This is a genomic window from Janibacter zhaoxuefangae (assembly GCF_050271985.1).
GTDB lineage: Bacteria > Actinomycetota > Actinomycetes > Actinomycetales > Dermatophilaceae.
In genome coordinates, this window is record NZ_CP189849.1 from 1,080,594 (window position 1) to 1,099,694 (window position 19,101).

The window sequence follows — 19,101 nt, forward strand, 5'->3', positions numbered from 1 at the left end:
GGATGACGGCGACACCGATCGACGGAGCCCGTGCGGCCTCCGCCATGGACCTGCTCGACGGCGCCCGGGCCAGTCTCGTCGAGGCGGGGCGGGCCGACCGGGTCCGCGCTCGCTACCTGCATTCCCAGCTCGCCGCGCTGCGGGCCGGTGCGGCCGTCGTGGCCCTGCGCGGCCACCGCGACGACACCCGCGGCCTGACGAGCGTCTGGGACCTCGTCCCCGCGGTGGCGCCGGAGTTGGGGGAGTGGTCGAGCTTCTTCGCGTTGTCCACGTCGCGGCGCCATCGTGTCGAGCACGGCGTCGAGCACGTCACCCCGCGGGACGCGGACGACCTGCTGCGGCAGAGCGCCGACTTCGTCGTGATCGTCGCGGAGACGTTGGGGTTGCCGGCGGCGAGTGCGGCCGGCGTGCCCTGTGCCGCGCTGGTGGGGTGGTCGTGACCGGCTCCGGCACACGCGAGGAGTTCACCCACCTGCACGTCGCCTCCGGTTTCTCGATGCGGTACGGCACCGCCCGTCCCGAGGCGCTCGTCGCCCGCGCTGCCGAGCTCGGCCAGCCGGTGCTCGGGCTGACCGACCGCGACGGTCTCTACGGGGCCGTCCGGTTCGTCCGGGCCGCGGCCGCGGCGGGGATCGATGCCGTCCTCGGCGTGGATCTCGCCGTCGCGACAGGTGATCCGGCGCCCGCGCCCCGACGCACGCCGGTGCGCGGCGGGGCGCAGGTCGATCCGCGGCACCCCCGGGTCACCGTGCTCGCCCGGGGGACTGCGGTCGGGTTGGCGCCCGGCGCGGGCTGGGCTGCCCTGTGCCGCCTCGTCACGGCCACCCACCTGAAGGGTGAGCGGGGGACACCGATCAGTTCTCCGCACCTCATCGCGCGCCACTGTCGGGTGACGGGGGAGGACGACGTCCCCAGCCCCCTCGTCGTCCTCCTCGGCCCCGACTCGGACGTGGGCCGCGCCGTCCTCGCCCGCCGTGACGGCGAGGCCCGGGCCCGCCTGCAGGCGTGGCGCCGGATCCTGCCGCCGGACGCGCTCGTCATGGAGATCGTCTGCCACGGAGGCCCCGCCGGCACCCCCGGTTCGCGGTCCCACGCCCGCCGCATGCTCGGCCTCGCCGACGAGGCGGGAGTGCCCGCCATCCTCTCGGCGGCCGTCCGACACCTCGACACCGCCGATGCGCGGACCGCGGACGTCCTCGACGCCGCGCGCCGCCTCGTCCCCCTGCGCGCGGCCCACCTCGACCAGGTCACCGATGCCGGCCACCTCGCCGACTCGGCGACGATGTGGGCCCGGGCGCAGGACATCACCGGCGGCAGCCCCGGACCCGACGGGGTGTGTGCGCGGGCGCGCCGACTCGTCCTCGAGACCCGCGAACTCGCCGTGCGCACCACGCAGCACCCGCGCCACGACCTCGGGATCGGCGCGGTGCACCTGCCCGAGCCGGCGGTCCTCGGGTTGGGGCCGGACGAGGACCCGCAGGCGGTCCTTGCCCGACGATGCCGGGAGGCGGTCCCCACCCGATACCCCGGCGCGACGGAGGACCAGCTCGTCCGGGTGCACGATCGCCTCGACGACGAGCTCGCCGTCGTCGCCGAGCTCGGCTATCCCACCTACTTCCTCACCGTGGCGACCGTCGTCGACCTCATCCGGGAGATGGGGGTGCGCGTCGCGGCGCGCGGCTCCGGCGCCGGCAGCCTCATCAACCACCTCCTGGGCATCTCCGGGGTCGACCCGATCCGGCACGACCTCCTCATGGAGCGGTTCTGCTCACCGCTGCGCGCCGAGCTGCCGGACATCGACATCGACGTGGAGTCCGACCGACGCACCGAGATCTACGAGCGCATCCTCGAGCGGTTCAGCGGGGAGCGGGTCACGTGCGTGTCGATGATGGACACCTACCGCGTGCGCCATGCCGTCCGGGACGTCGGTGCCGCCCTGGGCATGCCCCCGACGGAGGTCGACCAGATCGCCAAGGCCTTCCCGCACATCCGGGCCCGCGACGCCCGGAATGCCATCGCCGACCTGCCCGAGCTGCGCGCCGAGGGCCTGGACACCCCACGGATGGCGACCTTCTTCGACCTCGTCGAACGCCTCGACGGCCTCCCGCGGCACATCGCGCTGCACCCCTGCGGGATCGTCCTGTCCAACGGCGGCCTGCTCGACCGCACCCCCGTCGAGGCGAGCTGGCTCGGGTTCCCCATGAGCCAGTTCGACAAGGACGACGTCGAGGCGCTCGGCCTGCTCAAGCTCGACGTCCTCGGCATCCGGATGCAGTCCGCCATGGCCCACGCCGTCGCCGAGGCCGCGCGGGTCGAGGGAGCGGAGATCGACCTCGACGATGAGCGGTGCGTCCCCCTCGACGATGAGCCGACCTTCCGGCTCATCCGCAGCACGCACACCCTCGGCTGCTTCCAGATCGAGAGCCCCGGGCAGCGGGAGCTCATCGGCAAGTTCGGGCCACAGCGGTTCGAGGACCTCATCATCGACATCTCCCTCTTCCGCCCCGGCCCGGTGAAGTCCGACATGATCCGCCCCTTCCTCGAGGCGCGGCACGGCTGGGCGGAGGCGGACCACCTGCACCCCACGCTCGTGCCCGCGCTCGCCGAGACCGAGGGCGTGGTCGTCTTCCACGAGCAGATGCTGCGCGTCATCGCCGAGACGACGGGGGTGACCCTGGCCCAGGCGGACGAGGTCCGCCGGGCCATGGGCAGCCCCGACGGACAGGATCGGATCGAGTCGTGGTGGCGCCCGGCAGCGTCCGCTCGCGGGTACACCCCGGCCGAGGTCGATCGGATCTGGGCCGTGCTCAAGGCCTTCGCGTCCTTCGGTTTCTGCAAGGCGCACGCGGCCGCCTTCGCCCTCCCGACCTATCACTCGGCCTGGCTCAAGACCCACCACCCGGCGGCCTTCCTCGCGGGGGTGCTCACGCATGACCCGGGGATGTATCCGAAGCGGCTCATCCTCGACGACGCCCGCACTCTCGGCATCCACGTGCTCGGCATCGACGTCAACGCGTCGAAGGACACCTTCGCCATCGAGAGGGTGGAGTCGTGGGAGGCGCCCCCGGTCCCGCGGCACCCGGATCTCCCCGACGGCAGCCGGCACGGGATCCGGCTCTCCCTGCGGGAGGTGAAGGGGATCAGCGACGCCGAGGTCGAGCGCATCGTCGGCGGGCAGCCCTATGTCTCCCTCGCGGACTTCTGGACCCGGGCCGCGGTCAGCCGTCCCGTCGTCGAGCGACTCGTCATGGCTGGTGGCTTCGACGACCTGCACGGCACCGGTGGCGACGGCGTCGGCCGGCGTGGCCGGGTCACCCGGCGCGACCTGCTCCTGCACGTCGCGGAGCTCGACCGCTGGTCCCGCAGCCACCGGCGCACCGGGAAGGGCCGGTCCCGGCCAGCGCCTCCCGACCTGCGGTCCGACCTACGGTCCGATAGCGAGGGCGCGGACACCCGTGCCCTCGCGGCGGCCCAGTCCCGAGCCCCGCGGGCGGTCGCCGCGACGCCCGTCCAGCTCGCGCTCGATCTCGGCGACACCCCCGAACTGCGGATGGGCAGCGGGCTGCCCGAGATGACCTCGGTGGAGCGCACCCGCGCCGAGCTGGACGTTCTCGGCCTCGACGTCAGTGCCCACGTCATGGAGGCCTACGCCCCCCTCGTCACGGCGCTCGGGACGACCAGGGCGGCCGACCTCCTCTCGGCGCGGAGCGGGTCGAGTGTCCTCGTCGCCGGGGTGAAGGTCGCCACCCAGACCCCGCCGATCCGCACCGGCCGGCGGGTCGTCTTCCTCACGCTCGACGACGCGAGCGGGCCGATCGACACGACCTTCTTCGAGGACGTCCAGGGTCCCTACGCCGGGACGGTCTTCCACTCGTGGTTGCTCCTCGTCCGCGGGGTGGTGCGCCGCACCGGCGAGCGCGGCATCTCGCTGCGCGCGACGGGGGCATGGGAGCTGTCGGGGTTGTGGGAGGCGTGGTCCCACGGCGGACTGCCCGCGGTCCAGGCCGAGATGGGACAGGTCGAGGCCCGGGCGCGCGACCTCGCCGAGCAGGCCGAGGCGGCCACGAGGCAGGCGGGACGGCGGGTCCTCGTGCATGCGTCGGGCTTCAAGCAGTCGCCCTACGCCGACATCTCACCCGCCGGTGGCGACCCGCGACAGGGCCGAGGCGTGCCCGACCTCGCCCCGCGCAAGCTGTGGCACGCGAGCCCCGGCAGTGCCGGCCACTAGGCTGGAGCACGCGCCAGCCGCGCACGACACGCATCAGCCGACGAACGGAGACCGCAGGTGACCGACGAGCGACGACGTCCCCGACGCGGTGGTGTCGAGACCGGCCTGCGCACCGCCGCGGTCTGGTCCCGGGTCAGTGACCTCGCCACGGCACGCAGCCGCGAGATCGGTCGTCCCCTGCGCGTCCTCGACCTCGGTGGCGGCACCGGCGGGCTCGCGGTCCCCCTCGCCGAGCTCGGTCACGACGTGCGCGTCGTCGACCCGAGCGCCGACGCGCTCGCCTCGCTCAGCCGGCGCGCCGCCGAGTCCCGGGTCGCGGACCGCATCACCGCGGTCCAGGGCGACGCCGACACCCTCCCGGACGTCGTCGCCGCCGGCGAGATCGACCTCGTCTGCTGCCACGGCACGCTTGAGGTCGTCGAGGACCCCGCGGCGGTGCTCGGCCGGATCGGTGAGGTGCTCGCCCCCGGGGGCCACCTCTCCCTGGTCACCGCCCAGCGCCTCGCCGCCGTCCTCTCGCGAGCGCTCGCGGGCCGGTTCGCCGAGGCCCGCGAGGCCCTCGTCAGCGCCGACGGCCGTTGGGGCCCGCAGGACCCGCTGCCGCGTCGGTTCGACCGCGACCACCTCTTGCGCCTGCTCGGCGACGCCGGCTTCACCGCCGAGGTCGTCCACGGCGTGCGCCTCTTCAGCGACCTCGTCCCGTCCGCACTCGTGGACTCCGAGACCGATCGGGTCGCCCTGCTCGAGCTCGAGCGGGCGTCCAGCGAGCACGAGGACTACGGCTTCCTCGGCGAGCTCGGCAGCTCCGTGCACATCCTCGCCCGTCGGAACTGAGTCCGGGGCCGCCCGTGAGCCGCCGCCAGTTCGCCCTTCCCGCCCGCTCCGCCGAGCACCCGCCCGACGACACCGGGTGCACCGTCCTGCACGTCGACATGGACGCCTTCTACGCCTCGGCGACGCTCCTGGCACACCCTGAACTCGTCGGCACCCCGGTCATCATCGGTGGCGGCCATCGCGGGGTCGTCCTCTCCGCCACCTACGAGGCCCGCGCCTTCGGCGTCGCCTCGGCCATGCCGATGACCCGCGCCCGCCGGCTCTGCCCGACGGCCACCGTGCTGCCTCCGGACTTCGAGGTCTACAGCCGGATCTCGAAGGCCGTGATGGCGACCTTCGCCGCCATCACCCCGGTGGTCGAGCCGCTGTCGAGCGATGAGGCCTTCCTCGACGTCTCGGGCGCGGTTCGCCTCCTCGGGTCGCCGGCCACGATCGCTCAGCAGATCCGGGACACCGTCGCCGACGAGCAGGGCATCACGTGCTCGGTCGGGGTGGCCCCGACGAAGTTCGTCGCCAAGCTCGCCTCCGGACTGGCCAAGCCGGACGGGCTCGTCGTCGTCCCCGTGGAGGAGGTCGTCACCTTCGTCCAGCAGTTGCCCGTCGGGGCGCTCTGGGGCGTCGGCGACCGCACCGAGGAGAACCTCCAGCGCCTCGGTCTGCGCACGGTCGCGGACATCGCCCACACCCCCTTGGCCACCCTCCAGCGCGCCCTGGGGGACACCTCCGGCCGGCACCTGCACGACCTGTCCTGGGGGCGGGACCCGCGACGCGTGGAGCCGGTGCGCCGCGAGAAGAGCATCGGTTCCGACGAGACGTTCGCCCACGACATCGACGACCCGGTGGAGATCCACCGGGCCCTGCTGAAGTTGAGCGACCGGACCGCCGCCCGCGTGCGTTCCGCCGAGATGGTCGGTCGCACCGTGTCGATCCGGGTCCGGTTCGCCGACTTCACGACGATCACGCGCAGCCGGACCCTGCGGGAGGCGACGGACGTCAGCCGCGAGGTCTACGAGACCGCCCGCGAGCTCTTCGACGCCCTCGGCCTCGTCCGCGCCCGGATCCGTCTCGTCGGCGTGCGCATGGAGGGGCTGACGCCGGCCGCCGGCACGCCCGTCCAGGAGCGCCTCGACGAACCGGAGACGGGCTGGCGCGACGCCGATCGGGCCGTGGACCGTGCCAGCGCCCGATTCGGAGCGGGCAGTGTGCGGCCGGCCAGCCTCCTGCCGGGCAGCGGCGGCCGACCCGCGCGCGGCGAGGGCCGTGAGGGTGGCCATTCGCCTTCCACGAAGCGACCGGGCGACCTATCCTGAAGAGAACACTCCATCGGCGGGCACCCGCGAGGCAGGTTGCTCGTTGGGGTGGCGGGAGCACATGACGTCGGGCACGCAAGCCGACGCGGACACAGGAGGTGGCACGTGCCACTGTCGGAGCACGAGCAGAAGATGCTCGACCAGATGGAGCAGGCGCTCCTCGCCGAGGACCCTCGGTTCGCGTCGAGCATGCAGGGTCAGGCGGAGCGCCGAGCACAGCGCAACCGCTGGATCCTCGGCGGTGTCGGCGTCCTCGCCGGCCTCGGCCTCGTGCTGCTCGGTGTGAACACGCAGATCTGGGTCGGCGCCCTCGGCTTCGCCGCCATGGTCGCCTCCGCGGCCTACGCCCTGTCCACGCCGCGCAAGCCCAAGCTCGGCGTGGCCCGCCCGGACGGCTCGGTGCGTCACCCGATGACCAAGCGCCAGACCAAGCGCCCGACGAAGGGGCGTGGCCGCCCCAACCAGTCGTTCACCGCCCGGATGGAGGAGCGCTGGGAGCGCCGGCGGGAGCGGGGCAACGGCTGGTGATCCACCGTCGCCGCTGATCACCCTGACGGGGGATCAGGTCGCGACGATCCCGACGACCCAGATGACCAGGACCGTGAAGGCGGTCAGCAGTTCGATGCCCATGCTGTGAAGCACGCCGCGAATGGCGTGCTTCGTTGCTGTCCAGGCCCGGGACGGGTCGCGCGCACCGAGGTACTCGACGACGTAGACCCCGGCCACGAAACCGAGCGGCAGCCCGATCACGGGGATCACGAAGAAGCCGACCACGCCGGTGAGCAGGCCGATGACGAGCGTGCCGGTGCCGACACCGGCCGCCTTCATCCGTCGTCCGGGCAGGGTGAACTGGAGGATGAGACCCGCGGCGTAGGCCGCGACGGCCAGGCCGAGCGTGATCCAGCCGCCCGTGGTGCCGAGGTCGACGGCCCAGATGGCCACGGCGACGACGCACAGGAGCAGGCCGGGCAGGACCGGGATGACGATCCCGAGGAGCCCGATGACGAAGAGCAGGGCCGGAACCCAGAGGCTCGCCCCGTCGGGAAGGAAACCCATCGGGGCGAGCTCAGTGAGAGGCACGGTCAGTCCGCCGTGCTCGAGTGGCGGGCCATTCAGTCGATCTCGGCCGGCGCCGGCGTCTCGGTGAGTCGGTCGGACTCGTCGGTGATCTCGGCGACGTCCCGCAGCTTGGGCAGGTGCTCACGACCGTGGTGGGCGCAGAAGAAGAGCTCCCCGCCAGAGTTGAGTCGGGCACGCACGTAGGCCTGGGCGCCACAGCGGTCGCAGCGGTCGGCTGCGGTCAGGGGTGTTGCAAGAGCAGTGGTCACGGTGGCCCTCCTTGTTCAGTCCCCGGGGGCGAGTGATGCACCCGGTGCCTTGGGAACAGTCAAACATGCCGAATGCTTCCCGAGCGTGATTCGTCCGTGTCGTGACCCGCTCGACATGCGGGGGGTGGGTCCGCGAGCCTGCGCGGGACCGTCGGTGTCGCGGATTACGCTGGCGAGGGCCGGCATCCCGGCCAGTTCGATCAGCAGGACGAAGGGACGTTCGTGGCCCCCGCCACCACCACCGCAGCCAAGAAGGCCGCGACGACGAAGACGGCCAGCGACTACACCGCGCACCACCTCCAGGTGCTCGAGGGTCTGGAGGCCGTCCGCAAGCGACCGGGCATGTACATCGGGTCCACGGACCGCCGCGGCCTGATGCACTGCCTGTGGGAGATCATCGACAACGCGGTCGACGAGGCGCTCGGGGGACACGGCGACCGGATCGAGGTCGTGCTGCACGCGGACGGATCCGTCGAGGTCGCGGACAACGGCCGCGGCATCCCCGTCGACATCGAGCCCCGCACGGGGCTGACCGGCGTCGAGGTCGTCTTCACGAAGCTCCACGCCGGCGGCAAGTTCGGCGGCGGCTCGTACACGGCGTCCGGTGGTCTGCACGGCGTCGGCGCCTCCGTGGTGAACGCGCTCTCGGCGCGCCTCGACGTCGAGGTCTACCGGGCCAGCAAGGTCTACGCGATGAGTTTCCGGCGCGGCGAGCCCGGCACCTTCTCGGACGTCGCCGGCACGTCCGGCGCCAAGTCGCCGGACAACGACTTCACCCCCTATGAGAAGGGGAGCGAGCTCGAGATCACCGGCAAGACGAAGCGTGGCGTCACCGGCACGCGCGTGCGCTACTGGGCCGACCCCCAGATCTTCCTCAAGGATGCGGGCTTCGACTACGACGCGCTCGTCGACCGGGCCCGGCAGACCTCCTTCCTCGTCCCCGGGCTGGCCATCGTCATCCGTGACGAGCGACGCGTCGCCGGGACACCGGGGGAGAACGGTCCGCACGAGGAGGTCTTCCAGCACGACGGCGGGATCAGCGAGTTCGTCGAGTTCCTGGCACCGGACCCGGCCGTGACGGACGTGTGGCGCCTCCAGGGCTCCGGCACCTTCACCGAGACGGTGCCCGTGCTCGACGCGAAGGGGCACATGACCCCGACCGACGTCGAGCGCGAGTGCGAGGTGGACGTCGCCGTCCGGTGGGGGACCGGCTACGACGCGCGGGTGACCTCCTTCGTCAACATCATCTCGACGCCCAAGGGCGGCACCCACGTCGCGGGCTTCGAGCAGTCGCTGCTCAAGGTCTTCCGCAAGCAACTCGAGGTCAACGCGCGCAAGCTGAAGGTCGGTCAGGACAAGGTCGAGAAGGACGACGTCCTCGCCGGGTTGACGGCCGTCGTCACGGTGCGCCTGGCGGAGCCCCAGTTCGAGGGCCAGACGAAGGAGGTCCTCGGCACCAACGCGGTCCGGGCCATCGTCGCCAAGGTCATCGAGGACGAGATGAAGGTGCGACTGAGCTCGACGCAGCGCGGCGCCAAGCAACAGTCGGCGCTCCTGCTCGAGAAGGTCGTGGCCGAGATGAAGTCGCGGATCAGCGCGCGGCTGCACAAGGAGACGCAGCGCCGCAAGAACGCGCTGGAGTCCTCGACCCTGCCGCCCAAGCTCCGCGACTGCCGCAGCAACGACGTCGAGGGCACCGAGCTCTTCATCGTCGAGGGTGACTCGGCGATGGGGACGGCGAAGGAGGCCCGCGACTCGGAGTTCCAGGCCCTGCTGCCGATCCGAGGAAAGATCCTCAACGTCCAGAAGTCGGCCGTCGGCGACATGCTCAAGAACGCCGAGTGCGCGTCGATCATCCAGGTGATCGGCGCCGGATCCGGCCGGTCCTTCGACCTCGAGGCCGCGCGCTACGGCAAGGTCATCATCATGACCGACGCCGACGTCGACGGCGCCCACATCCGGACCCTCCTGTTGACGTTGTTCTTCCGGTACATGCGTCCGCTCGTCGAGGCCGGCAAGGTCTACGCCGCGGTCCCGCCGTTGCACCGGGTCGAGGTGATCAACCCGGGCTCGAAGAAGAACGAGCTCGTCTACACGTACTCGGAGGCCGAGATGCGGCGCGTGGTCGCCGGCCTGAACAAGCGCAAGGCCTCGATCAAGCAGCCCATCCAGCGTTACAAGGGCCTGGGCGAGATGGATGCGGACCAGTTGTCGGAGACGACGATGGACCCGCGCCACCGCACCCTTCGTCGGGTGACGATGGCGGACATGGAGGCGGCGGAGCGCGTCTTCGAGCTGCTCATGGGGTCGGACGTCGGCCCGCGTCGCGACTTCATCGTCGCCTCCGCGGACTCCCTCGACCCGGAGCGCATCGACGCCTGAGCGGTCTCATCACGATCGCGACCCGCTCTCGACACGAACGCGCCTACCGTTGCGTGCTCTGGTGACTTGCGCCACTGTATGAGGATTCTGGGTCGAGCAACGGCCACTTTTCCCAAGGAGGGACCACTCATGAGTCAGGTCACCGAAACGGCCGGCGTGCACGGTGAGGAGCAGACCGAACTCAAGCGAGCCATCGGGCCGAAGCTGCTCCTGCTCTTCATCGTCGGCGACATCCTCGGCACCGGGGTCTACGCGCTCACGGGTCAGGTCGCGGGCGAGGTCGGCGGCGCTGCCTGGGCCCCCTTCATCGTCGCGTTTGCCATCGCGCTCGTGACGGCGTTCTCCTACCTCGAGCTCGTCACGAAGTACCCGAAGGCGGCCGGCGCGGCGCTCTACACGCACAAGGCCTTCGGGATTCACTTCCTGACCTTCATGGTCGCCTTCACCGTCATGTGCTCCGGCATCACGTCGGCGTCCACGGCGTCGCGCGCCTTCGCGTCCAACTTCGCGAGCGGCTTCGGGATGGATTCCGACAACGCCAACCTCGTCCTCGGGATCGCGCTGTGCTTCATGCTCCTCGTGGCCGCGATCAACTTCCGCGGCGTCGGCGAGAGCGTCAAGGCCAACATCGTCCTGACCGCCGTGGAGCTCTCCGGCCTCCTGCTCGTCATCCTCGTCGGCTTCTATGCCGCCTTCGCCGGGAAGACGGACTTCTCCCGCACGATGATCTTCGAGAGCCCCAGCGACAAGGGCGCCTTCCTCGCGGTCACGGCCGCCACGTCCCTCGCCTTCTTCGCGATGGTCGGCTTCGAGGACGCCGTCAACATGGCCGAGGAGACCCACGACCCGGTCCGCAACTTCCCGCGGATGATGCTCACGGGCATCGGCATCACGGGCGTCATCTACGTCCTCGTGGCCCTCTTCGCCGTGGCCGTCGTCCCGGTCGGTGTCCTTGCCGAGAGCGAGACCCCGCTGCTGCTCGTGGTGGAGACCGCGGCTCCCGACGTGCCGATCGAGACCATCTTCCCGTTCATCTCGATGTTCGCCGTCGCCAACTCGGCCCTCATCAACATGCTCATGGCGAGCCGCCTCATCTACGGCATGGCCCGCCAGGAGGTGCTGCCGCCCTTCCTCGGGAAGGTGCACCCCGGTCGGCAGACGCCGTGGGTTGCCATCATCTTCACGACCCTCCTCTCCTTGGGCCTGATCTGGGTCGTCACGAAGAACGCGAAGGGCGAGGTCGTCTCGGCCCTCGGTGGCACGACCGCTCTGCTCCTGCTCGCGGTCTTCGCCATCGTCAACATCGCCGTGCTCGTCCTGCGCAAGGACGTCCTCGACCGGGAGCACTTCCGGACCCCGACGTTCCTGCCCTACATCGGGGCGCTCGCCTGCCTCTTCTTCGTCACGCCCCTGACCGGCCGCGACACCATCCAGTACAAGATCGCCGGGGCGCTCCTGCTCATCGGTGTCGTGCTCTGGGCGATCACCTGGATGAGCAACCGCGCGCTGCGCAGCAAGAAGACGTACATGCGTGACCCGGAGCTGCTCGCCGGCGACGAGACCGTCAACTGACGGACACGCTCGCACCACGCGGACGAAAGGGGTCACGTCACCACACCGGTGACGTGGCCCCTTCGCTGTCGGTCCGGGCGGGCCGGCCTCAGCCGCGCGGGCGCACGGCGCCGATGGCCGCGATGTGCGCCTTCGCCGGGGTGCCGGAGCCGTCGCGTCGGCCCTCGGCCGCGGGCAGCTCCAGGGCGACGCCGTTGGCGGCGCTCGCGCGGCCCTCCGCGGGTCCGGCCCAGGCCAGGACGAGGACGTCCTCGCCCTTGAGGAAGCGGTGGCTGCGGACGCCGCCGGTGGCCCGGCCCTTGGTCGGGTACTCGGCGAAGGGGGTCACCTTCAGCGATCCGGGCTCGGTGCCGGGCAGCGCGTCCGAGGAGCCGGACGCCGTGACGACGATGTTCTCGGCGGACGGGTCGAGCGCGCCGAAGAAGGTCACCCGCTGGCCGGCGGCGACCTTGATCCCGGCCACCCCACCCGCGGTGCGACCCTGTGGGCGAACCCCGGCAGCGGAGAACCGCAGCAACTGGGCGTCGGACGTGATGAAGACCAGATCCTCCTCGCCCGTCACGAGGTCGGCGGCGCCGACGACGCTGTCGCCCTCCTTCAACGCGATGGCCTCCCACTCGGTGCGGCCACTCGGATGGTCGGTGTTGAGGCGCTTGACGACGCCCTGCGCCGTGCCGAGGGCCAGGCCGGGGGAGTCCGGGTCGAGGCTGGTCAGGGTCAGCGGTTCCTCACCCGAGCCGAGGTCGACGTAGGCGGCCAGCGGGGCGCCGCCCGACAGGTTGGGTGCGTCGTTGGTCGGCGGGAGCGTCGGCAGCTCGAGCGCCGACAAGCGCAGGATCCGGCCCCGCGTCGTGATGACGCCGAGCTGGCCGCGGGCCGTCGTGGCGACCGCGCCGACGATGGCGTCGTGCTTGGCGCGACCACCCGTCGTCGGCACCGGGTCGGCAGTCGTCGTGCGGGCCAACAGCCCCGTCGAGGACAGCAGCACCCAGCACGGGTCGTCGGCGATCTCGAGGGGAGTCGCGGCGGTGCTCGGCGTCCCGGACGACTCGAGCAGGACGGTGCGGCGCGGGGTCCCGTGCTTCTTGGCGACGTCGGCGAGTTCGGCGGACACGAGCCGATGGAGCGCCTTCTCATCGGCGAGCAGGGCCTCGAGCTCCTCGATGGCCTTGAGGAGTTCGTCCTTCTCCGTCTCGAGCTCGATCTGCGAGAACTTGGTCAGGCGGCGCAGCTGCAGCTCGAGGATGTAGTTGGCCTGCGCCTCGGACAGGTCGAAGACGGTCCGCAGGCGCTCACGCGCGATGCCGACGTCATCCGAGGTACGGATGACCTGGATGACCTCGTCGATGTCGACGATGGCGATGAGGAGGCCCTCGACGAGGTGCAGGCGGTCGCGCTTCCTGCCGAGCCGGTACTCGCACCGGCGCCGGACGACGTCGATCCGGAAGTCGACGTAGACCCGCAGGAGCTCCTTGAGGCCCATGGTCTGGGGCGTGCCGTCCACGAGAGCGACGTTGTTGATGCCGAAGGAGTCCTCCATCGGCGTGAGGCGGTAGAGCTTCTCGAGGACGGCCTCGGGGTTGAAGCCGTTCTTGATCTCGATGACGATCTGCATGCCGTGATGCCGGTCCGAGAGATCCTTGACGGCGGCGATGCCCTCGAGCTTCTTGCCGCGCACGAGGTCGCTGATCTTCTCGATCACCTTCTCGGGGCCCACGAGGTAGGGCAGCTCGGTGACGACGAGTCCCTGCCGGCGCGCGGAGGTCTTCTCGATCCGGACGCTGGCCCGGGTGCGGAAGGTGCCCCGCCCGGTGAGGTACGCGTCGCGGATGCCCTCGAGGCCGACGATCCGTCCGCCGCCGGGCAGGTCCGGGCCGGGGACGAACTTCATCAGGTCGTCGAGCGTGGCGTTCGGGTGGGCGATGAGGTGCCGGGCGGCGCCGATGACCTCGACGAGGTTGTGCGGCGGCATGGACGTGGCCATACCGACGGCGATGCCCGTGGTGCCGTTGACGAGGAGGTTGGGGTAGGCGGCGGGCAGCACGCCCGGCTGGAGCAACTGGTCGTCGTAGTTGGGGACGAAGTCGACGGTGTTCTCGTCGAGGCCGGTGACCATGAGCATGGCCGGCGCCGCCATCCGCGCCTCGGTGTACCGCGCCGCGGCCGGCCCGTCATCGAGGGAGCCGAAGTTGCCGTGGCCGTCGACGAGCGGCAGCCGCATGGCGAAGGGCTGGGCGAGGCGCACGAGCGAGTCGTAGATCGCCGTGTCCCCGTGCGGGTGGTACTTACCCATCACGTCACCCACGACGCGGGACGACTTCACGTGGCCGCGGTCGGGCCGCAGCCCGAGCTCGCTCATGCTGTAGAGGATCCGGCGGTGCACCGGCTTCAGGCCGTCCCGGGCGTCCGGGAGCGCGCGGGCGTGGATGACGGAGACCGAGTACTCGAGGAAGGCGTTCTTCATCTCGTCCTCGACGTCGATGTCGACGATCCGCTCCTCGAAGTCGGGTTCGGGGGTGGGGTTCGTCGGACGTCGGGCCATGGAAGGGGGTGCTCCTCGGGACAGCGGCGGCCGGTCTCGACCACGGGTACGTGCCCTCCCATCTTCGCTGACGGCCGCCTCCGGACCCCGTCCGGCACGCCGTGCCGAGAAATGTCAGACTGCGGGGCAACCGGGGAAGTCGTTGCGGCGTCAACGAGTCATGACAACCACGACGATGGCGCCGCCGAGGGTGGGGGTGTGGGCTGTGAGTACGCAAGTGCCCGTGGCGCGAGACCAGGCGGTGCGATCGGTGTACGAGGTGCACTACGGACGCCTCGCGGGCTGGACCGCGAAGCTCGTCGGGGACACCGACATCGCCCACGACCTGGCCACGGAGGCCTTCCTCAAGCTCTACCGAGACTGGGACTCCGTCGACGAGCCCAAGGCCTGGCTCTACACGGTCTCGGCCAACCTCGTGCGCGACCACTGGCGCAAGCGCAGCCGTGAGGCCACCGCCTACGCCAAGCACGAAGCCGGGATCGACCCGGATGCCGGCTACCAGCCGGACACCGTCACCACCCTCACGGTGCGTGACGCCGTGCAGGCGCTCCCGGATCGGCTCCGGACGAGTGTCCTGCTCCATTACTTCGCCGACCTGTCGGTGAGCACGATCGCCACGCAGCTCGGCAAGTCCGACGGCGCGGTGAAGCGGGACCTCTTCGAGGCCCGCAAACGTATGGCCCCGATGCTGGAGAGCGCGCGATGAGTACGAACAACGACCACGACCACGACGAGATCCCGTTCATCGGTGAGCCGTCTCAGGCCGGCGACCCCATCGCGGACTTCTTCGCCCGGGAGCGGGCCGGGATCGAGGAGCTGCCCGGCAACGCCGAGCACCTCGAGTCGATCCTGCAGACCGCGCGCGAGGAGGCCCGGCCCTCCTGGGCCCGGCGCGGCCTCATCGGGCTCGCCGCGGCGGCCCTCATCGGTGGCGGGATCGCGCTCGGGAGCAGCCAGCTCGGTGGCAACGAGGCAGCGATGGACCCCGCGTCGAACTCGTCGAACTCCGCGAGCACCACGGCCACGGACGACCCGGCACCGTCCACGACGGCACCGACCGGCGGCGAGTCGACGACCTCGACCCCGGACGACTCGTCCACGTCGGAGGGGGAGGGCGAGACGTCCGACGTCACCCCGACGGAGCAGCCCGTCCCGACGTCGGTCGGGCTGACCGCCTTCGGCCTGTCCAGCAGCGACGGACGCTATGCCCTCGGAACGGCCGAGTGCGGCGACGCCGACTGCCCGGTCGTCCTGCGCAGCAACACCGGGGGCAGCGTGTGGCGTTCGGTCAGTTCGCACCCCGGACTGGCTGTCGACTCGCTCCGCTTCGCCGACGACAACGTCGGATGGCTGACCGGTGACGTGATCCGACGGACCACCGACGGTGGCCGCACCTTCGAGGACTATGCCCACCCCGGTGGCAAGGTCGTCGCGGCCGAGGTCGACGGTGGCGTCGTGCGGTTCGTCACGGCGCGCGCCTGCGGTGAGACGACGTGCACCATCGACGTCCTCGAGGCCGCCGTCTCCGACACCAGCGTGTCGCGGGTCGTGCACAGCACGACCGCCGCGGTCACCGAGGGCATCCAGCTCGTGACCGACGGGGCGACCGCCTACCTCGTCAGCCACGGCTCGGACCTGAAGGTCGGACTGGTGCGGCTCGGCGATGCGACCGCGACGCTCGACAACCCGTGCGAGGAGTCCGCGCGACTGACCCTGCGGGTCGCCGCCGACGGTAGCCACGCCCTGCGCGCACTGTGTCAGCGGACCGACGGCGATGGGGTGAGCCTCACGTCGCTCCGGTCGGACGACGGCGGCCAGACCTGGTCGCAGGCGCAGGGGCCGACGGCCATGCCGGCCGCCCTTCGCTCCGTGACCGCACCGAGCGCCGATCGCCTGGTGGCGGCGTTGGCCGACGGCGCGCTCCAGGTCAGCAACGACGGTGGCGTCACGTGGGCTGGCCCCGACAGCAGTCCGGGCAGTCTCAGCTGGGTCGGTGCGGGTGGTGCGGGCCACGTCAATGGCTTCGACGCGGGATCGGGCGTGTACTGGACGAGCTCGGACAGCGGATGGTCCTGGTCACGGGTGTCGCTGCGGGGCTGACCTCGTCGCAGGGGGTGAGATCGGTGCGGGCCGACCTTGGCCGGGTCTCTGCCCGGCGAGGGAGTGGACGTGCCATATTGACGTCATGACCGACACCGGACTGCCGCCGGGCTACCTGCGCAACGCGGAGGCCGACGTGGTCCTGCGTGACGGGTCCGTGGCGCACCTGCGCCCGATCGTCCCGGGCGATGCCGACCGCCTCAGCCGGTTCCACGAGCGGCAGTCGGAGGAGTCCGTCTACCTGCGCTTCTTCGCGCCGATGCGGCGCCTGTCGGCCAAGGACCTGCACCGCTTCACCCACGTCGACTACGTCGATCGCGTCGCCCTCGTGGCGACCATGCAGGACGACATCATCGGCATCGGCCGCTACGACCGGGTGACCCCGACGAGCGCCGAGGTCGCCTTCAACATCAGCGACCACTATCAGGGCAAGGGCATCGGCTCGGTCATGCTCGAGCACCTTGCCGCCATCGCGCAGGAGGGCGGGATCACGCGCTTCGAGGCCGAGGTCCTCCCGCAGAACCGGAAGATGCTCGCGGTCTTCAGCGATGCCGGCTACGAGGTGTCGCGGCGGCTCGAGGACGGCGTCGTCATGGTCCACTTCGACATCGAGCCGACCGAGCAGTCGCAGTCGGTGCGCTTCGCCCGGGAGCACCGCGCCGAGGCCGTGAGCATGACGTCGCTCCTCAACCCGAAGGAGATCGCGGTCGTCGGTGCCTCGCGTCGCCCTCAGGCCGTGGGCCATCAGGTCCTGCGCAACATCCTCGACGCCCGCTTCCCGGGCGCCGTGCACGCCGTCAACCGGGAGGCGCTCGAGGTGCTCGGGCTCGAGGCCCACACCCGGGTCAGCGAGATCCCCGCGCAGATCGACCTCGCCGTCGTCTGTGTCCCGGCCCCGGAGGTCCTCGAGGTCGTCAGCGACTGCGCGGCTGCGGGGGTGCGCTCCCTGCTCGTCATCTCCTCCGGCTTCGCCGAGTCGGGCGCGGAGGGAGAGCGACTCCAGGCCGACCTGCTGCGGCTGGCTCGCGGCAACGGGATGCGTGTCGTCGGTCCCAACTCCTTCGGCATCATCAACAACGAGCCGCAGGCGCGGCTCAACGCCAGCCTCGCGCCGATGCTGCCGCCGCCGGGGCCGCTCGGGCTCTTCTCCCAGAGCGGCGCCCTCGCCATCGCCGTCCTCGAGTCCGCCGCGCGCCGCAACCTCGGCATCTCCGTCTTCGCGTCGGCGGGCAACCGCGTCGACGTCTCGGGCAACGACCTCATGCAGTACTGGATCGACGACGAGAGCACTCGGGCCGTGGGGCTCTACCTCGAGTCGATGGGCAACCCGCGCAAGTTCTCCCGGATCGCCCGCAACCTCGCCGCGATCAAGCCGGTCATCGTCGTGAAGTCCCGCGTCACCTCCTACGGCACCCCGCCCGGGCACCGCGTCCGGGCCACCCGGGTCCGCCCTGAGGCCTTCGACGCCATGCTGCGACAGGCGGGCGTGGTGCGCGTCGACAACGTCCACCAGATGTTCGACGTGGCCCAGCTCGTCCTCAACCAGCCGTTGCCGCGTGGGCGTCGGGTCGCCATCGTCGGCAACTCCAGCCAGTTGTCCGCACTCTCGGCCGACGCGGCGACGTCGGCCGGCCTCGACGTGACCCACGGGCCGGTCTCGGTGCCGCCCGAGGCGTCCGCCGAGAAGTTCCGTCGGGCGCTCGACGCGGCCTTCACCGATGAGGACGTGGACAGCGTCATCGCGTGCTTCATCCCGCCGGTCGGCGCCGTCGACCGGGACGTCGTCGAGGCCGTGCGCGGCGCCGCGGCGGCCTCCGACAAGCCGTGCGTGGCCACGCTGCTCGGCCTGCGCGGCGTCGACGGCGGCCGGGGCAAGAGCGTCTACGGCGGACCGGCCGTGCTGCCCGAGCACGCGGACGAAGGCCCCGATGGCGAGGCCATTCCGCTCTACGCGATGCCGGAGGATGCCGTGCGTGCCCTCGCCGCGGCGACGAACTACGGGGTCTGGCGGGACAAGGACCGCGGGCTGACCGTCGCGCCCGACGGGATCGACCGGAAGGGGGCACGTCGCCTCATCGAGGGGATCCTCGCCGAGTACCCGGAGGGTCGGGCGCTCACTTCGGACGAGTCCCACGCCCTGCTGGCCTGCTATGGCATCGACCTGTGGCCGCGGATCGAGGTGGCCGACGTCGACGAGGCCGTCGCGGCGGCGGAGCAGCTCGGCTACCCGGTCGTCCTCAAGTCGCTCTCGCCCCTCGTGCGCGGACAGTCCGTCCTCGACGGTGTCCGGGTGGACCTCAACGGTGAGGCCGCGCTGCGTGCCGCCTACGAGGTGCTGGACCGGCGGTTGGCGCCGCTGGACGCGAACTACCTGGTCGTGCAGGGCATGGCCACCCCCGGCGTGCCCTGCGTCGTCAGCTCGGACGAGGACCCCCTCTTCGGCCCGGTCCTCAGTTTCAGCGTGGCCGGCACGGCCACCGAACTCATCGAGGACATCGGCTACCGGATCCCGCCGCTGACGGACGTCGACGTCCGCGAGCTCATGGACTCCATCAAGCTCTCCCCGCTCCTCAACGGCCACCGCGGCGCCCAGCCCGTCGACAAGCGAGCCCTGGGGGACGTCATCGCCCGGTTGTCGGTGCTGACGGAGGAGACGCTCGAGCTGAGTTCGCTCGTGCTCAACCCGGTCATGGCGCACCACGAGGGCGCCGACGTCCTCGGCGCCGAGATCGTCATCTCGCCGGCGCACCGCCGCACGGACCCGGGGCGACGGTCGCTGACGTAGGGCTGGGGCAGAATGGCGAC

At 71.4% G+C, this 19,101-nt stretch carries 13 protein-coding genes; 10 read left to right on the forward strand and 3 right to left on the reverse strand.

Features of this window, described 5'->3' with window-relative positions; translation table 11 throughout:
- Positions 1-2: 2 nt before the first annotated feature.
- From ACQBAS_RS05110 to ACQBAS_RS05130, 5 genes are all read left to right on the forward strand, one after another.
- The gene (locus ACQBAS_RS05110; protein WP_427385307.1) at positions 3-440 is read left to right on the forward strand and encodes an SAV_6107 family HEPN domain-containing protein; all 438 of its coding nucleotides are present in this window, start codon (positions 3-5) and stop codon (positions 438-440) included.
- The gene (locus tag ACQBAS_RS05115) at positions 437-4,228 is read left to right on the forward strand and encodes a DNA polymerase III subunit alpha (protein ID WP_427385308.1); all 3,792 of its coding nucleotides are present in this window, start codon (positions 437-439) and stop codon (positions 4,226-4,228) included. The genes ACQBAS_RS05110 and ACQBAS_RS05115 overlap by 4 nt, the downstream gene beginning before the upstream one ends.
- 57 nt (positions 4,229-4,285) lie before the next feature.
- Positions 4,286-5,062 carry a methyltransferase domain-containing protein gene (locus ACQBAS_RS05120; RefSeq protein ID WP_427385309.1) on the forward strand — a complete coding sequence of 259 codons (777 nt, stop codon included), beginning with the start codon at positions 4,286-4,288 and terminating at the stop codon, positions 5,060-5,062.
- A 14-nt stretch (positions 5,063-5,076) separates the two neighbouring features.
- The gene (dinB, locus tag ACQBAS_RS05125; protein WP_427385310.1) at positions 5,077-6,372 is read left to right on the forward strand and encodes a DNA polymerase IV; all 1,296 of its coding nucleotides are present in this window, start codon (positions 5,077-5,079) and stop codon (positions 6,370-6,372) included.
- A gap of 105 nt (positions 6,373-6,477) precedes the next feature.
- Positions 6,478-6,900, forward strand: a complete 423-nt coding sequence (locus tag ACQBAS_RS05130; RefSeq protein WP_427385311.1) for a DUF3040 domain-containing protein — start codon at positions 6,478-6,480, stop codon at positions 6,898-6,900.
- 33 nt (positions 6,901-6,933) lie between these two features.
- Here ACQBAS_RS05130 and ACQBAS_RS05135 read toward each other — a convergent pair whose 3' ends face one another.
- Positions 6,934-7,428 (reverse strand): DUF456 domain-containing protein, encoded by a 495-nt coding sequence (locus ACQBAS_RS05135; protein WP_427385312.1) that lies wholly within the window; start codon positions 7,426-7,428, stop codon positions 6,934-6,936.
- Positions 7,429-7,484: 56 nt separating this feature from the next.
- Positions 7,485-7,700 (reverse strand): DUF7455 domain-containing protein, encoded by a 216-nt coding sequence (locus ACQBAS_RS05140; protein ID WP_427385313.1) that lies wholly within the window; start codon positions 7,698-7,700, stop codon positions 7,485-7,487.
- Positions 7,701-7,922: 222 nt separating this feature from the next.
- Between ACQBAS_RS05140 and ACQBAS_RS05145 the strand changes: the two genes are divergently transcribed.
- Together ACQBAS_RS05145 and ACQBAS_RS05150 are read left to right on the forward strand one after the other, a co-directional pair.
- Entirely contained in the window at positions 7,923-10,082 is a 2,160-nt protein-coding gene (locus ACQBAS_RS05145; protein ID WP_427385314.1) for a DNA gyrase/topoisomerase IV subunit B, read from the forward strand.
- A 129-nt stretch (positions 10,083-10,211) separates the two neighbouring features.
- Positions 10,212-11,654 carry an APC family permease gene (locus tag ACQBAS_RS05150; RefSeq protein ID WP_427385315.1) on the forward strand — a complete coding sequence of 481 codons (1,443 nt, stop codon included), beginning with the start codon at positions 10,212-10,214 and terminating at the stop codon, positions 11,652-11,654.
- An 88-nt stretch (positions 11,655-11,742) separates the two neighbouring features.
- Here the strand turns inward: ACQBAS_RS05150 and ACQBAS_RS05155 are convergent, their stop codons facing one another.
- A complete protein-coding gene (locus ACQBAS_RS05155) occupies positions 11,743-14,196 on the reverse strand; it encodes a DNA gyrase/topoisomerase IV subunit A (protein ID WP_427385316.1) in 2,454 nt (817 codons plus the stop codon).
- Between the two features lie 223 nt (positions 14,197-14,419).
- Here ACQBAS_RS05155 and ACQBAS_RS05160 point away from each other — a divergent pair, with 223 nt between their 5' ends.
- From ACQBAS_RS05160 to ACQBAS_RS05170, 3 genes are all read left to right on the forward strand, one after another.
- Positions 14,420-14,902, forward strand: coding sequence for an RNA polymerase sigma factor (locus ACQBAS_RS05160; RefSeq protein ID WP_427385317.1), 483 nt, complete (start codon positions 14,420-14,422; stop codon positions 14,900-14,902).
- Complete coding sequence (locus ACQBAS_RS05165; RefSeq protein ID WP_427385318.1) at positions 14,899-16,296, forward strand: hypothetical protein; 1,398 nt, start codon at positions 14,899-14,901, stop codon at positions 16,294-16,296. The genes ACQBAS_RS05160 and ACQBAS_RS05165 overlap by 4 nt, the downstream gene beginning before the upstream one ends.
- An 85-nt stretch (positions 16,297-16,381) precedes the next feature.
- On the forward strand, positions 16,382-19,081 hold the full coding sequence (locus tag ACQBAS_RS05170) for a GNAT family N-acetyltransferase (protein ID WP_427385319.1): 2,700 nt from the start codon (positions 16,382-16,384) through the stop codon (positions 19,079-19,081).
- Positions 19,082-19,101 lie beyond the last annotated feature (20 nt).